The sequence below is a fragment of the Mucilaginibacter flavidus genome, assembly GCF_024055575.1.
Classification (GTDB): domain Bacteria; phylum Bacteroidota; class Bacteroidia; order Sphingobacteriales; family Sphingobacteriaceae; genus Mucilaginibacter; species Mucilaginibacter flavidus.
The window spans coordinates 25,278-40,853 of the sequence record NZ_JAMXOE010000014.1 but is presented as its reverse complement, the minus strand read 5'-3'; the positions used below and the strand labels follow the sequence as shown (position 1 = coordinate 40,853).

Annotated in this window: 17 protein-coding genes; 8 read left to right on the top strand and 9 right to left on the bottom strand. The window is 41.8% G+C overall.

The window, feature by feature from the left end; genetic code table 11:
* The first annotated feature begins 199 nt into the window (after positions 1-199).
* Complete coding sequence (locus NAF19_RS19120; protein WP_252791936.1) at positions 200-2,182, top strand: DUF3858 domain-containing protein; 1,983 nt, start codon at positions 200-202, stop codon at positions 2,180-2,182.
* Positions 2,179-4,095 carry a DUF3858 domain-containing protein gene (locus tag NAF19_RS19115; RefSeq protein WP_252791935.1) on the top strand — a complete coding sequence of 639 codons (1,917 nt, stop codon included), beginning with the start codon at positions 2,179-2,181 and terminating at the stop codon, positions 4,093-4,095. Before NAF19_RS19120 ends, NAF19_RS19115 begins: the two co-directional genes overlap by 4 nt.
* A 224-nt stretch (positions 4,096-4,319) precedes the next feature.
* Here the strand turns inward: NAF19_RS19115 and NAF19_RS19110 are convergent, their stop codons facing one another.
* The 4 genes from NAF19_RS19110 to NAF19_RS19095 form a co-directional block, all read right to left on the bottom strand.
* Complete coding sequence (locus NAF19_RS19110) at positions 4,320-4,889, bottom strand: C40 family peptidase (RefSeq protein WP_252791934.1); 570 nt, start codon at positions 4,887-4,889, stop codon at positions 4,320-4,322.
* Positions 4,890-5,021: 132 nt separating this feature from the next.
* Positions 5,022-5,687, bottom strand: a complete 666-nt coding sequence (locus NAF19_RS19105) for a C40 family peptidase (protein ID WP_252791933.1) — start codon at positions 5,685-5,687, stop codon at positions 5,022-5,024.
* 103 nt (positions 5,688-5,790) lie between these two features.
* The gene (mutS, locus tag NAF19_RS19100; RefSeq protein WP_252791932.1) at positions 5,791-8,400 is read right to left on the bottom strand and encodes a DNA mismatch repair protein MutS; all 2,610 of its coding nucleotides are present in this window, start codon (positions 8,398-8,400) and stop codon (positions 5,791-5,793) included.
* Positions 8,401-8,547: 147 nt separating this feature from the next.
* Positions 8,548-8,778: a 4a-hydroxytetrahydrobiopterin dehydratase gene (locus tag NAF19_RS19095; protein ID WP_252791931.1), complete on the bottom strand. Its 231-nt coding sequence runs from the start codon at positions 8,776-8,778 to the stop codon at positions 8,548-8,550.
* A gap of 165 nt (positions 8,779-8,943) precedes the next feature.
* On the opposite strand from NAF19_RS19095, the gene NAF19_RS19090 reads away from it, so the two are divergent.
* From NAF19_RS19090 to NAF19_RS19080, 3 genes are all read left to right on the top strand, one after another.
* Entirely contained in the window at positions 8,944-9,315 is a 372-nt protein-coding gene (locus NAF19_RS19090) for a BlaI/MecI/CopY family transcriptional regulator (protein ID WP_252791930.1), read from the top strand.
* Positions 9,312-9,971 carry a M48 family metalloprotease gene (locus NAF19_RS19085; protein ID WP_252791929.1) on the top strand — a complete coding sequence of 220 codons (660 nt, stop codon included), beginning with the start codon at positions 9,312-9,314 and terminating at the stop codon, positions 9,969-9,971. The genes NAF19_RS19090 and NAF19_RS19085 overlap by 4 nt, the downstream gene beginning before the upstream one ends.
* Positions 9,972-10,105: 134 nt before the next feature.
* Entirely contained in the window at positions 10,106-10,834 is a 729-nt protein-coding gene (locus NAF19_RS19080) for a hypothetical protein (RefSeq protein ID WP_252791928.1), read from the top strand.
* Between the two features lie 56 nt (positions 10,835-10,890).
* Here the strand turns inward: NAF19_RS19080 and NAF19_RS19075 are convergent, their stop codons facing one another.
* Positions 10,891-11,367 (bottom strand): hypothetical protein, encoded by a 477-nt coding sequence (locus NAF19_RS19075; RefSeq protein ID WP_252791927.1) that lies wholly within the window; start codon positions 11,365-11,367, stop codon positions 10,891-10,893.
* A 348-nt stretch (positions 11,368-11,715) separates the two neighbouring features.
* On the opposite strand from NAF19_RS19075, the gene NAF19_RS19070 reads away from it, so the two are divergent.
* Complete coding sequence (locus NAF19_RS19070) at positions 11,716-12,012, top strand: hypothetical protein (RefSeq protein WP_252791926.1); 297 nt, start codon at positions 11,716-11,718, stop codon at positions 12,010-12,012.
* A 106-nt stretch (positions 12,013-12,118) separates the two neighbouring features.
* Here NAF19_RS19070 and NAF19_RS19065 read toward each other — a convergent pair whose 3' ends face one another.
* From NAF19_RS19065 to NAF19_RS19050, 4 genes are read right to left on the bottom strand one after another with little or no spacing between them, the layout of a single operon-like run.
* Complete coding sequence (locus tag NAF19_RS19065) at positions 12,119-12,382, bottom strand: CoA-binding protein (protein ID WP_370362896.1); 264 nt, start codon at positions 12,380-12,382, stop codon at positions 12,119-12,121.
* Between the two features lie 3 nt (positions 12,383-12,385).
* Positions 12,386-12,532, bottom strand: a complete 147-nt coding sequence (locus NAF19_RS19060; protein ID WP_252791925.1) for a hypothetical protein — start codon at positions 12,530-12,532, stop codon at positions 12,386-12,388.
* 11 nt (positions 12,533-12,543) lie between these two features.
* Complete coding sequence (locus NAF19_RS19055) at positions 12,544-13,791, bottom strand: alpha/beta hydrolase (protein ID WP_252791924.1); 1,248 nt, start codon at positions 13,789-13,791, stop codon at positions 12,544-12,546.
* Between the two features lie 44 nt (positions 13,792-13,835).
* Complete coding sequence (locus tag NAF19_RS19050; RefSeq protein ID WP_252791923.1) at positions 13,836-14,036, bottom strand: hypothetical protein; 201 nt, start codon at positions 14,034-14,036, stop codon at positions 13,836-13,838.
* Between the two features lie 229 nt (positions 14,037-14,265).
* Between NAF19_RS19050 and NAF19_RS19045 the strand changes: the two genes are divergently transcribed.
* Positions 14,266-14,655 carry a ribosomal maturation YjgA family protein gene (locus tag NAF19_RS19045; RefSeq protein ID WP_252791922.1) on the top strand — a complete coding sequence of 130 codons (390 nt, stop codon included), beginning with the start codon at positions 14,266-14,268 and terminating at the stop codon, positions 14,653-14,655.
* Positions 14,656-14,661: 6 nt separating this feature from the next.
* On the top strand, positions 14,662-15,432 hold the full coding sequence (locus NAF19_RS19040; protein ID WP_252791921.1) for an oxygenase MpaB family protein: 771 nt from the start codon (positions 14,662-14,664) through the stop codon (positions 15,430-15,432).
* Positions 15,433-15,576 lie beyond the last annotated feature (144 nt).

Below are 15,576 nucleotides of genomic sequence, written 5' to 3'. Positions count from 1 at the left end.
AAAAAAGCTATTATTTGCCGGTTTGAATGTACACAAATCAAACTGCCCTTTTTTGGGTAATTTACCGGTAATTTCAATCAGTTTGGCAAAGGTCGCAAAAGTGTTAAAAAGAACTGTAACTATAAATTTTTAAATTTATTTAATTTCTAAGATAAAAGTTATAATTTGTAGCTTCCTAATTTGATTTACACTTTAAAGAATGAAAAGACCTTTACTTATCCTGTTTTTCCTGTTCAACGCACTTGCTTTCGCCTCAGCCCAGGATTTCCCTTTCGGTGCAGTAACCACCGAAGAAATGAATATGAAAAACTACGCCAAGGATACTTCTGCGCATGCGGTTGTATTACAGGAGTTCGGTAAATCGAGTATAAATATTGGCAGTGATGACAATCTTAAGCAGTTTTACGAATATCACGTTAAAATAAAAATATTTGATGCCAAGGCTTTTAATAAGGGCACGGTAAAAATAATGCTTTACAGTAACGATAAAAACGATGCTTACGAAGACGTGTCGAACATAAAAGGCGTAACCTACTACAAGGATGATAACGGCTTTACACAAAAAGCCGAGCTTGAAGACAAAAAGGTTTATCCTGTGAAAGAAAATAAATACTGGGCAAGCCATAAATTTGCCATGCCCGGGTTGCGCGACGGCTGTATTATAGAGTATAAATACCGTGTTGAATCATTCCGTTGGTACAAATTGAGGTCGTGGGAGTTCCAGGATGATATTCCAAAACTATATTCAGAATACGAAGTACACATCCCGGCGTTTTTCAACTTTAATGCTTCCATTAAAGGTTATTTAAAGCTTACTAAAAATACATCTTCTGTTGAATCGACTTGTTTTGAGGCACGTGGCGCCAAAGCCGATTGTTCGCTTATAAATTACGGTATGGCGGATATACCCGCGTTTAAAGAAGATGATTACATGACTTCGCCAAAAAACTTTCTGTCGGCTATAAATTTTGAGTTGGTGGATTGGCAAAGCCCTTACGATGGCTCCAAACATAAAGAAACCAAAGAGTGGCGGGATATTGACTACTCACTTAAAACTGAACCAAATTTCGGTGGGCAGCTGAAACGGAAAGGATTACTTAAAGACAAGGTTGCAGCGATAATAGCCGGAAAACCGGATGATCTGGCAAAAGCCAAAGCAATTTATCAACACTGGCAAAAATGGTTTAAATGGGATGGCTTCTGGTCTATTTATAGCGAAAGCATAAGCAAAGCTATTGACAAGCATAGCGGTGATATTGCTGATATAAACCTTTCCCTTGCCACTGCCTTAAGCACGGCTGGTTTAAATACTGAAGTAGTTTTACTATCAACCCGCGACAATGGGGCTTTGAATACCCTCTACCCTGTAATTGGCGATTTTGACTATGTGGTTGCCAAGGTTAATATTGGCGACCAGGCCTATTTACTGGATGCTACCGACCCGCTGCTGCCGTTTGGTGTGCTGCCGTTTAAGTGCCTCAACGACAAAGGCAGGGTATTCAGCCTTGACAAACCATCGTACTTTATGGATATGAGCCTGCCCCAGCGCGAAAAAAGCAGTTACATACTCGATGTTACCCTACAGGATGATGGCAAATTGAAGGGTACGTTAGTAAACTACTCAACAGGCTACGAAGCCTATAAAAGAAGAGTGGCCATTAAGAAATTCAACAGTATTGATGAGTATGTTGAAAACCTGAACGGTAAATTGCCGAAATGGAAATTCACGAAGTCGGAGGTTCGCAACCTCGACAGCCTTGATATGCCCGTGGTAGAGCAATATGATGTTGAAATAAAAGTTTATGATAAATTGGGCGAAACCAAAAAGGCGACATTTAGCCCGTATTATATACACAGAATGACAACCAATCCCTTCAAATTAAACGAGCGCTCCTTCCCTATCGATATGGGCATGGCATCAGAAGACCGTTATGCAATAACTGTGCACCTGCCCGCCGGCTATATGGTCGACACCCCGCCGCAAACTATGGCAATATCTATACCCAATAATGGAGGTAAGTACATCAGCAGTTACGAACCGGGTGACAACTCGTTCAGTTTCATTTATCTTACCCAATTTAACAAATCGGTTTATGGCACCGAAGAATTCCCAAGCATAAAAGAGTTTTACAATAAAATTATACAGTCGCAAAAAACCGAAATGGTTTTGAAGAAGAAATGATGAGAGGATTTATTATTGCAGGTTTTTTAACTGTATGCTGGGTTTCTGTTAATGCACAACAAAATTATGACGCCAGCCTTATACCTAAGGAATTGCTGCCCTACGCAAGTTCGGTAGTGCGAAATGAAGAGGTGACCATCGAGGTGAAGGATTTGGATAATATGGTTTATCACGTAAAAAAAGCCATAACTGTTTTAAATAAAAATGGTGACCAGATGGCTAATCTTTACGTTGATCATGATAAAAGCACTTCTATTAAATACATAAAAGGGATAATTTACAACAGTTTCGGAATTACAGTTAAAAAAATTTCGGAAAGTGATTTTGATGAGGCAAATGCATGGGACGGGTTCTCGCTGTTTTTAGACACCAAAATTAAAAGCTACAGGCCAGTAGTTAGCGAATACCCTTACACTGTTGTTTATGAATACGAGCAGCGTTTAAAACAAACGTTATATATACCCGGATGGGAACCAAATCCGCATTTCGGCGTCGCGCTCGAAAAAAGTTCTTACACATTTTTATGCAAACCTGATTTTAAAATCAGGCTAAAAGAAATTAATATGCCGGGTAAAGTAAACATCAGTAGTAATGCCCAGGGATTAAAAAGTTATTATTGGCAGATGTCGGGAATAAAAGCGGTTAAAGACGAGCCGTTAAACCCAAACGATGACGACTATCTTAGCTCCGTTAAAATAGCTCCCGAAAAATTTCTTTACTACGGCATGGCCGGCTCTTTTACAAATTATAAAGAACTCGGCAAATGGGAATACGATAACCTGGTGGCCAAACGTGATGAACTACCTTACGAAACAATCCAATACGTAAAAAACCTAACAGCCAGCATTTCCGACCCCAAATTAAAGGCAAAAAAGATATACGAGTACATGCAATCCAAAACACATTATGTAAGTGTGCAGGTTGGTGTAGGCGGCTGGCAGCCATTCCTTGCATCGGATGTTGACCGGCAAAACTATGGCGACTGCAAAGCGCTGGTAAATTACACGCGAGCCCTGCTAAAAGCAGTCAATATTGAATCATATTATTGCGAAGTTGAAGCCGACGCCGATTACAAGATTAGTTTTGCGCACGACTTTCCGTGTATGCAGGGCAACCATATAATTTTGTGCGTTCCTTTTAAAAACGATACCACCTGGGCAGATTGCACAAGTCAAACCTTACCATTCGGCTACCTTGGCGACTTCACTGATGACCGTACTGTACTTGCTGTTACCCCTGAAGGTGGAAAGTTGTTGCACACGCCAAAATATACAGTAGAAACCAATTTAAGAAATCGGAAAGCCGACTTTTCTATAAGTGATGATGGTGAATTGTCCGGAACCATGTCGACAATTTTTAAAGGAGTTCAGTATACAGATCGCGATTATTTCCTTAAAGAACCCAAAATGGAGCAATATAAAATATTGCCAAGAGTGTACCAAATTAACAACATGGATATTGATGATTTTGAACTTAACCAGGATAAAAGCTTCGACCCCGCAACAACAGAAAAGTTAAAACTACATGCCAGGGATTTTGCGACTTTAAATGATGGAAAAATATACTTCTCTCTAAACCCCATTAATCGAAAAGGGTATGTGCCGCGGCAGGTCCGCAACCGCACAACGGATGTTTATTTTAATGAAGGATATACTGACAACGACGAAATTACCTACACCATTCCAAAAGGCTACCGCCTTGAAAAGATGGTACTAAACGAAAAGCTGGATAAACCATTTGGAAACTTCACAGCAACTATGGAATTAAAGGGCGACAAACTAACTTATAAGCGCAAGTTCCAGCTTATCGGCGGCACCTATAATAAAGCTATTTATCCGGATGTGGTTGATTTTTTCCAGGCGGTGGTTGATGCCGATGAATATAATGTGGTACTTGTAAAAAGCGGTAATTAACTAAAAATAATTATCCCTAATATAATCCCGACAATCATAATTACATAAAGCAATATTTCGGTACTGGCGAAACGCTTATACTTGGTCCAGAAAGATGTATCTTCTTTGGGTGTTGACATGATGGGACAAAATTACGGATTTCAATTTAAAGTCGCTCATCAAAAACGATGGAGAGTGCCGGTGGAACATATTACCCTGTTGAATACCTATATAAATAAGCCTTCTTATTTACTCCCGCCCGAAGCTGCATAACCGGTATCGGGCAGGATTGAGCCACATCTTGAAAAATACTTATAGGTGTATGGATCGTGAAGTTTGGTTATAATAACCCCTTTTGAAGAGCTGGCGTGAACATAGTAACCATTTTGCAGGTACACCGCCACATGGCTGAATTTTTTGCCATCATAATCAAAAAACAACAAATCGCCTTCTACCAGTTCTTCCTCATATTTGCGCTTAATCACGTTTATCTGCTGACTGGTTGAGCGCGGGATGCTTATTCCGTAAACTTCCTGCTCCAATAGCTGTGTCAGCCCCGAACAATCAACGCCGCTTTTATCTTCTCCGCCAAACCGGTACGGAGTGCCCATCCACTGCTCGATAAAGGCATATAAACGACCGTTTTGGATCTGGCTCTTATCAACCCCTAATATACCGGCATATTTATCGGCAATACTGCCTTCGGGCTGTACAATCTGGCCTGGTTGCCCGCGCATGGCGACCCTGCGGCTATGGCACGACGAAAGAATAGTAGTAACGGCTAATAAACAAAACAGGTAATTTATTTTATTCATACCATAAAGGTAAGTGCAATAAGGATTGTGGAAATTGCGGATGTTTTTAACATATTAACAATTGGCATTCCGAAAGCCGGGAAAGTCAGTAAGACTGGAAAAATAGAGGGCCTATGATTAGTATTTCCACCCTCAATTCTCTGCGGGCGGCAAATCCGCAGGGTCAATCACCGAACCGGCACGTGAGAAATATTTAAACAACGACGGCGAATGTAGTTTCAAGATAATAACGCCCTTGCTGGTACTGGCATGCACTACGTAGCCGTTTAACAGGTAGACGCCCACATGGCTAAACTGCTTTCCGTCAAAATCAAAAAAGACCAAATCGCCCTCTTTGAGTTCGTTTTCAGGCTTTTGATTGATGTAGTTTATTTGCAGGTTGGTTGAGCGTGGTATATCGGCAATGTCATAAACCTGCTGCTGCAACAGGTACACAAAGCCCGAGCAATCAACACCATCGCGCGCAAGGCCGCCAAATCGGTACGGCGCACCTACCCACTGATCTATAAAATCGTAAAGTCTTCCGTTTTGTATCTCCGCTTTTCTTACGTCTAAAATTGTCGCGTATTTTTTTGCGATGCTATCGGCAGGCGGTACCATAACATAGGGTGGCCGGTGCTTTAGTACCTGCTTTACAGGCACATTATTAATCACGATTGATTTACCGGGCGCATCCGGTATTGGACTATTCAGTACCAATGGCTGTGTAGTTGCTCGTTTTAGCGCGCTGCAAGATGAAAGTACCGCAACGGCAATTATAGCCGATAAGATAAACAATTGTGATTTATTAAAACGCATAACCGGCAGGTTGATAAACAACTAAGATACAATATTTTACCATAGTAAAACACTATTGGCATCTTCAATCTCCACCTAATCTCTATTCTCCAACCTTTTATCACTACCCTTTTATCACCCGTTGTATCTCATCCAGCTTCATCAGGGCTTCAACAGGCGTAAGGGTATTTACATCGAGGTTATTCAGCGTATCGCGTATTTTTACAAGCACCGGGTCGTCAATACTAAACATCTGCATTTGTACAGCTTGCTTTTGCACCTTACGGATACTTTCTTTGATATGCTCCCCCCCTGTCCGCTCGTTTTCCAGTTTCTTTAATATTTCGTTGGCGCGGCTTAATACTTTTTGTGGCATGCCCGCAAGCTTGGCCACGTGGATACCAAAGCTATGTTCGCTGCCGCCGGGCACCAGCTTACGTAAAAATATAATCTGGTGGCCAACTTCTTTTACCGATACGTTAAAGTTTTTGATGCGGTTAAATGAGTTGCTCAACTCGTTCAGTTCGTGGTAGTGGGTAGCAAACAAGGTTTTAGCCCTTGCCGTTGGTTGGTTATGCAAAAATTCAGCAATTGACCAGGCGATGGAAATACCATCATAAGTAGATGTTCCGCGGCCAATTTCATCAAGCAAAATCAGGCTGCGGTCCGACAGGTTATTCAGGATACTTGCGGTTTCGTTCATCTCCACCATAAAGGTCGATTCGCCGGACGACAGGTTATCAGATGCGCCAACGCGTGTAAATATCTTATCAACCAAACCAATCGAAGCGGCTTTCGCAGGCACGAAACAGCCCATCTGTGCCATCAGCACTATCAGCCCGGTTTGCCTTAGCAATGCCGATTTACCGGCCATGTTTGGCCCGGTAATAATAATTATCTGCTGGGTTTCCGAATCGAGGAACACATCATTGGTGATATATTCCTCGCCCAACGGCAAATTCTTTTCAATAACCGGGTGGCGGCCACCTTTTATATCGATAACCCGGCTATCGTTCATCTCCGGCTTAACATAATAGTTTTTAATGGAAATAGTAGCAAAGTTTAGCAGCACATCCAAACGGGCCACCAATTGTGCATTCAGTTGTATAGGCTTGATGTACTCTGCAAGCGAGTAAAGCAGGTCGTTATACAGCCTGGTTTCCAGGGCCAGTATTTTTTCTTCCGCGCCTAATATTTGCTCCTCGTATTCCTTTAACTCGGGCGTAATGTACCGCTCGGCATTTACCAGTGTTTGTTTGCGTATCCATTCAGCGGGCACCTTATCACGGTGGCTGTGGGTAACCTCAAGGTAATAGCCAAATACGTTATTAAACGATACTTTAAGCGAGGGTATGCCGGTTTGTTCGGCCTCGCGCTTTTGTATCTCCAGCAAATAACCCTTTCCGCCAAAAGCAATTTTACGAAGCCTGTCCAATTCTTCATTTATCCCGTCACTCATCACGCTGCCTTTCACCAGCATAACTGGAGGCTCTGGATTTAACTCCTTCTCAATTTTATCACTAATGAGCGTGCATGGATTTAATTGAGCTGCAATTGCCTGCAGCGGCAGGCTAACCGATGTTTCGCCAATTTTTTTAATTACATCAATGGCCAGCAAGGCTTTTTTAAGCTGGCAAACCTCGCGCGGATTAGCTTTATGCAGGCCAATTTTTGATATTAGTCGCTCTAAATCACCAATCAGCCTTATATTTTGTTTGAGTGATTCGCGCAAGTCTTCCTGCTCGATCAAATATTCAACAACGCCAAGTCGGTCGTTTATTGGTTTCAATTCTTTTAACGGCATTACAATCCAGCGGCGTAGCAGGCGTGCTCCCATTGGCGAACAGGTATGGTCGAGCACGTCAACCAGCGTTAATGCATTTTCGTTTGCTGAGCCAACCAGTTCAAGGTTGCGTACGCTGTATCTGTCGAGCCAAAGGTAGCGGTCTTCTTCTATCCTGCCGATGGCCGAGATATGCTGCAGGTTGCGATGTTCGGTTTCATTTAAATAATGCAGCGCAACACCTGCGGCTATAATACCGAGGTTCAACTTGTCAATACCGAAACCCTTTAATGATTTTACGCCGAAATGCTTTAGCAATACCTCCTGCGCATAATCCCCGCTGTATGGCCACTCGTCAAGTGTGTAGGTATAAAAGCGGTCGCCATAGGTGTCTTTAAAATCGCGCTGCCGGCTTTTTGGATAGATGACCTCGGATGGCGCGAAACTTTGCAACAGCTTATCGATATAGTCACTATTGCCCTGGGCGGTTAAAAACTCGCCCGTCGAAATATCGATTAAGGCGATACCCAGGCTGTTTTTCTCGAAGTATAAAGAAGCGAGGTAATTATTGCTTTTTTGATTTAGGATATTGTCGCTGATGGCCACACCAGGAGTAACCAATTCAGTAACGCCACGCTTAACAATAGTTTTGGTGGCTTTGGGGTCTTCTAGCTGGTCGCAAATGGCTACCCGCTGCCCGGCCCTCACCAGTTTGGGTAGGTAAGTATCCAGCGAGTGGTGCGGAAAACCCGCCAGCTCAATATGTGTCGCCGCCCCATTTGCACGACGTGTAAGCACGATACCCAAAATACCGGCTGCCTTGATGGCGTCTTCGCCAAAAGTCTCATAAAAATCTCCCACACGAAACAACAATAATGCACCGGGGTACTTTACCTTTATCTGGTTGTACTGCTGCATTAAGGGCGTCTCTTTACTATTGTCTTTTGCCAAACGGTTTGCTCCTTTTTAATAGGTGGGTAAAGTTAATGCATTGCCCGGTGTTTAGCAGGATTGTGGAAAAGTTGACGATATGTTGATAGGTTGATTAGGCTAGATTAAGTTGATTGAGTTAGTGATAATTAAAGATTTCAAATTCACTTACACCACTGCGTCTATCTCTTCCGCAAGCAGTTTGTCTTTGTCGGTAACGATATCGCCGGCATCATGGGTCGACAACCAAATTTCTACTTTGTTATAAGTATTTGTCCAGGTTGGGTGATGGTTGCTTTTTTCAGCAAGCAGGGCCACCTTTGTCATAAATGAAAAGGCTGTAATGAAATCTTTGAATTGGAAAGATTTATAAAGCTTATTGTCGGTTTGCTTCCACATGGTAAATTAAAATTGTTAAATAAAATGCACTAACACCATGCCAAAAAAATAAAGCAAAGATTTAAAGTGCATATCCGGGCGTTAAAAATATTTTTTGCGTTTTTGTTGCAAATTCAATTCATTACTCTACATTTGTAGAGTAAACTCTAAACTTATAGAACATAAATGAAACTTACCGCAGCCGAAGAGCAATTAATGGAACTTATTTGGGATAAGCAGGAGCTGTATATGAAAGACATCATCGAAAGCTTCCCCGACCCTAAACCCGCAACTACAACACTGGCGACTTTACTAAAGCGGATGCAGAACAAGGGTTTTGTAGGCTATAAATTAATGGGCAACTCCAGGCAATACTATCCGCTGGTAAAAAAATCCGACTACTTTTCAAAACACGTCAACAGTTTGATAAAAGACTTTTTCGGCAGTTCTGCCATGCAGTTTGCCTCGTTTTTTACTACAGAAACCAACCTAACTGATACAGAACTGGAGGACCTGAAAAAAATTATCGATAACCAGCTTAAAAAGAAAAAATCATGATAACCTACCTTATAAACTTCACATTATGCTCGGCCATGCTGCTGCTCGCATACCACCTGCTGCTTAAGAATAAAACCACCTATAAATTCAACAGGTTTTACCTCTTAGCGAGTTTAGTATTTTCGCTGGCAACTCCATTTATTGCGGTTAAAAGGGTGCCGCAAGTAATCCCGGCAATACAACCGGTTACAGAAAAACTGCAATTCCTGCCGGCTAACGGCGTCCAGACGCAAACACCGGTTTATGCCAATGTACCTGTTGTTAATGCGGTTCCCCACTACGTTAACTACCCGCTTTATTGCTTAGTTACAATATATGCTATTGTATGTTTACTGCTGCTTTATCGTTTTGCCCGGAATCTAATTACAATCAGTTTGTCTGTGCGGCGTAATACCCAGGTTGATTATTTGAGTACCCGGCTGGTTTTGGTTAACGAAAAACTTACCCCACACACATTTTTAAACTATATTTTTTTAAATAAAGATGAGTATGCCAACAAGCAAATAGAAGATAGTGTTTTAAAACACGAATTGGCTCACGCCTGCCAGCGCCACTCGGCAGATGTAATTTTTATAGAGCTGTTGCAAATTTTCTGCTGGTTTAACCTTTTATACCGCTATACCGCAAGGCCGTACAGCTCAACCACGAGTTTATAGCCGACGCTGCAGTACTTGCAGGAAATAACAGCATTACGGACTACCAGCAATTGCTATTCAGCAAACTGGGCTATGGTAAAAGCTTAACCATCACCAGCCAATTCAATTATTCTGTAACCAAAAAACGCTTAATTATGATGACTAAAACCACCTCAACAGCAGCAGCAATGCTTGCCAGGCTTGCCATTGTCCCGGTATTGGCAATCGCTTTCATTTTGTTTTGTACTAAAACTGAAGCATTGCAAACACCACCTGCGACTAAACCCGCCGCAAAAAACAAACCTACCGACACTGCGGCACCTGGCAGTAAAGTCAGAACCAAAGTACCGCCCAGGCTAAGGTTTAGCGACTATCCGTATACCAAAGACGGCGTTTCTGAAGAAAAACTAAAAGAATACATGGCCATTACAGCCAAATATGAAGAAAATGCAGACCGCGCAATAAAGCACCCCGATAAAATCACGGAAGAAGACCGGGAAAAACTGGAGCCAATTTTCAGGCAAATGAGTGCATCGCAACAAGACCAGCAAACCATTACTTTTTACTACCTGCCGCCCCCACCTCCCCCCAGCAGGCCGACTCAAAAACAACTCGATAAATGGAAAGATCCTAAATACTGCGGTCTCTGGATAGATGAAAAGAAGGCAAAAAACGCCGATTTGGAGAACTATAAGCCAGGGGATTTTAGCGAGGCATTTGTAAGCAGATTAACCAAATACGCTATCAACCGCAAAAACTACCCTTACCAGGTTAACTTAATGACGAACGCTTTTTATGAAAAATACCGGGCAGATGCTATTGCCAATATGCACAAGCCAAAAATGGCATTGCGGATGTTAAACCCGCATTACAGGAAAATCTAAAGTGCGAAACAGTTACAAAAAAATGCTTACCATAAATACCGGTAAGCATTTTTTGTTTAGATCTGTACCTTTTCGTCGTAGCTCAAGTTCAAATCTTCTTCTATTTTTGCCCGGCTCGGCCTAAGAACTAAAAAATAGATAATATTAAGGGCTGCAATTGCCAGGTAATACAAGTTCCACCCTTGCATAAAAATAACAATGGCAAACAATGTGGCTCCTTCAGACGGCGCAAGTCTTGTTATTACCGCAGTCTGGTAGCCCGCAATCTTTTCTTTAACAGTCGCCGCACCCCTCGCATTCTCAATCCTTTTCTTGTATAATAAACTCCCGGTAAACCCCATGGCTATAACGAATACCGGCACTAAATAAAAAAATATGTCATTAACGGGTTTCAAATTCAGAACAGGGTTAATAGCTATTGAATAGACCACAACGGCAAATAAGGTTTGGCCGACCAATAACGCGCCATAAATTATGGTAATCATTCTTAAAAAAGCTTTCGGATTGATTTCGGGGTTGTGATTAGTGATCATTCGGCTTTAGATTAAGGCTGCAATATAAACTTATTCGGACAATTTTCAGGGACCGTGACTTGGGCGAATTCAATATTTTACAAATAACAAATTTAGTCCCCCCTTACACATGCATTTAAATCACCTGTAGCTTAAAACAAGAAGTTATTGAGGTAATACATTCAAACAGCGTAGAAATACGCATCATAATAGTAAATAATACGCATACAAAATCAGGTGTATTTACTTGCTGATTCAGGTATTTGTCCTGAATGCTATTGATCGCTGTTTGTTGAATTTTGGGATGTTGAAAGGTTTCCGTTTTTGAACAACGAAGCATCAGAAAACCATTATTTAACATTTGCGCTCATGAAAAGGATCGATAATTTATTTTTACTGCTGGCAGCCATCGTGTTGCTCGCCTCATCGTGCGGGGACGATGACGGAGTTAAGGTACAAAGCACCAACGGCACCCAGGGTGTAATTGGCCCGACCGGCACCTTTTCACATTCGAGCAGTGTCGGCGGAAAAATAAGCGCCACACCATACCGGCAGCTACTGGGACACCTCATAAGCGCCCGGTTTACAGCCGATAATTCAGATAGCGCGGCATTGTCAACATGGTTAGCGGTTGAACGAACAAAGCACGTCGACATGAGCGTTTAAAAATGCGGAAAGCCTCACTTCAATATAAAAGATGAATAAAGCAGTCAGTTTATAGTTAATTAGGAGGGGTGCGGCCAATGGCTGCATCCTTTTTTGTTGAGAGAGCTCAATTATTAATGGACAATTCAGCGGCTGCTGAAGCGATATCATAACCTTTCACAAATATTAAGTCGTGTTTTTTTGCCAGCTTAGCTGTTTTTGATGAAGTTACGGGTGGTTGCAGCCAAACCGCTTTAGCTTTTAAAGGTAACATATGCCGCTCAATGATATCCGCATGCTCAGCTTCAGGCTCGAAAATGTTTACAATTTCAACTTCGCCTGGTGTGCCTTCAAGGTCGTTGAAAACGAGATTGTCTTCAGCATAATCAATTTTTTAAGATATCAATGTGTACTTATCCGGCGAATATCCTATCACCATAAAACCAGCTTTCAATAGCGCCATCGGCACACTTTTATCCGGGCAGTCGATAAGGAGTATGGTTTTCGCATTTTTTAGAATTTTGATATGTTTGGCAGCCATTAATTTGACAATTATTTTAAATCCTTAAGCTTGATCAACTTATCTCTCGTGGTCTTATTTTCGATGATCGTTAACGACTTATTGTAAAACTCCGCAGCCTTCATTTTGTTCTTTTGCGCGCTGTAATAATCGCCGATCGCGGCATACGCCCCTGCACTATTGGGGTAATATTTAACGTTCAGCGAGAATACCGCCAGAGCCCTGTCCGGCAAATTCACTTCGATATAATCGTGGCCCATGGCATCCAATATGGTTTCCGGCGGCATCACCCTGTAGCCCATACGCCCGGAAACATCAGCATAATGATTTTCAATAACTGCCGCCACATCAATTTTGGCGTTTGCATCAAATAGTGCCTCATCAGTTTCCTTTGGCAGTTTATAATAACTGAATAGAAACCGGAAGGCATCATATTCCGTTATCAGCGGCGATGAGTTATGGTTGTCATCATTATAAAATTTATAGTTGAAAGTTAGGCCATTGCCAGGATTGGCTTTGAATTCATCGGCCAGGTTTAATATCGAACGGATATGATTTATTTTTGCTGAAGTATCGTGATGGGCATGTAACGTGTCATCGCCGGGGGGCATGGTGTTGGCTATCCCCATAAAAACATATCTACCTGTAAAGTTTTTTTGTTTTAAAACATCGTGCGCCTGTTTTAACAACTTGTACCTGTCCCACCACATACTCGGATCAACAATAGTGTAGGCGTTAAAAAGTTCGGTATGATTTACCAGGATATTTACAGCAGTAAGCCCGCCGAATGAGTGTCCAATCAGCATCCTGAACGGCGCGGTGGGATATTTCGCTTCGATATATGGCATCAGCTCTTTTTCGATAAATGCTGTGAACTTCTCTCCACCGCCGGAGGTTTTGAAGGAATTTGTTGGCTTGTTTTCGTAGTCGAACGCGCCATAGGTTGGCGTAAGGTCACGCGTGCGGTCTGTGTTGTTTATACCCACCACTATCATATCCGGGCAAAACATATTACCATTTGCTTCGCTCAGGTATTGAATAATACCCGATACAGAAGCAAAATGCTCAGAACCGTCAAGCACATAAACTACGGGATAACGCGAAGTGTTGTTTTTGCTGGCCGCCCCGGCAGGCAAATGCACCCAGATGGTGCGTTTCTCGTTAAGTATTTTTGATTGGATGCTATCTGTGTGCCCCAAAACAATGGAATTACCAACAATATCCTGGGAATAAGCTGATTGGAAGACGATCAAAAATAAGAGAAGCAGGGCTTTTTTCATGCAGATTAGTAATGAATTACTAATCTACATATAAAGCAGGAATTTTATTCCTGTGGTTTTTTAAAATTGTCAGGCGGGGTCGAAACAATCTCGCCAAATTCGTTTACGTAAGCCATCATACTGTCTAAATCGCTACTGCCTGCGTTCTGCTGGCGGTCAAGCTTACGTTGCTCTTTATCTTCTTTTTTCTTCTGCCTGTTTTTTTCGAGTTGCTTCTTCATGAAGGTCGCCTGTGACTTTGCCATATATATTAAAATTTTAGAATAGAAACACCCGTTGCCTAACCACCAAGTGTGGTTGTAAGCCGAAAAGTTATATATCAAAACGGGCTGGAATGACACAAAGGTAGTAAAAAATGAGTGTTTTGTCAAGAATATGGTGTTCGGTGTGCATGTAACTAAATCGGGAATCTCGCTGCCTGCTGTTGTAAATGTAAACTATTTTCGATTACTTTGCATTTCAAAGTACTTTTATATGTTAGATAAGTTTAGGTTTAACCACTGGTATTTCGTCCTGATGTTATTGTTATTTTCCATTGAATTTATAATCGGAGCCGATTTTCACGACGCCATTATACGCCCCTATGGCGGTGATTTTCTGGTAGTAATCCTTATTTACTGCTTTATAAAAAGTTTTATTAATACACCCATTGTCAGTACAGCTCTGGGAGTTTTATTATTCTCCTACCTGGTGGAGATTTCGCAATATTTTCATTTGGTAACCTTGCTGGGGATGCAACATTCAAAACTTGCTAAAATAATGTTGGGTACTTCTTTTTCGTTTACTGATTTGCTGGCATATACGCTTGGCATAGGCCTGGTAATTGTGATTGAGAATTTAAGGCTAAGCATGAAAAACTTTTAAATTAAAATGGAACGTTCTTTTGTTGATAAAGATTCAATAGTACGGAAGATATGGGGAAAGGCCGATACCGTGTTGTTTATTTTCGCCGGGGCGGCCGCGGAGTTCGCACTGAATAAAGCGGTGGACTGGCTGTATTTTACGGGACGGTTACCTGCTGATCCGCTTGGCCGCCTGTTTTCGACCGTCACCTATTCACGGCAGATCATTTTTTCAGGCGAGAAAACAGCCTTAAACTCCATAGACCAGATTGCTGCCATACACAAAGGCGTTGAAAAAAATCGAGGTGCCCAAATTCCTGATTGGGCCTATCGCGATGTTTTATTCTTGCTGATCGACTACTCTATCCGGTCGTTTGAGTTACTGGAGCGCAAGCTTGATATCGCAGAAAAAAAGGAAGTTTTCCAGGTGTTTTATCGGGTGGGCAACAGGATGAATTTAGCCGGACTGCCCGGAAACTACGACGAGTATTGTATAATGCGGGCAGAACACCTTGAGCAAAACCTTATCAGCAGCAAATTTACTATAGACTTATACCAACAATATAAAAAACATCTGGGCATGTTAAGATATGCGATACTAAAACAGGTACAGGTAATACTTGTGCCTGCCGAAGTCAAAGCATTGCTGCCGATTGGAAGTACCAAATGGATAAGCCCGGCGGTAGTTTTGTATAAAATGCTAAAGTGGGCGGGGTTGGAGAAACCTTTCAAAAACACCTTGTTGCCAAATGCTTACAAGGAACAAATAAAAGGCATGGATAATGATAGTGTCCTTTAAATACTATTGATTGAAATCATTTCGATCTGCCCGCTATCTTTTTTGAGCTTAAAAGCAAACGCCTGGCATAAGCAATTACGTTTTGTTAAACATAAAACTTATGCCAGGCATTTTTGTATCATCAGATTTATATAAAACCAATGA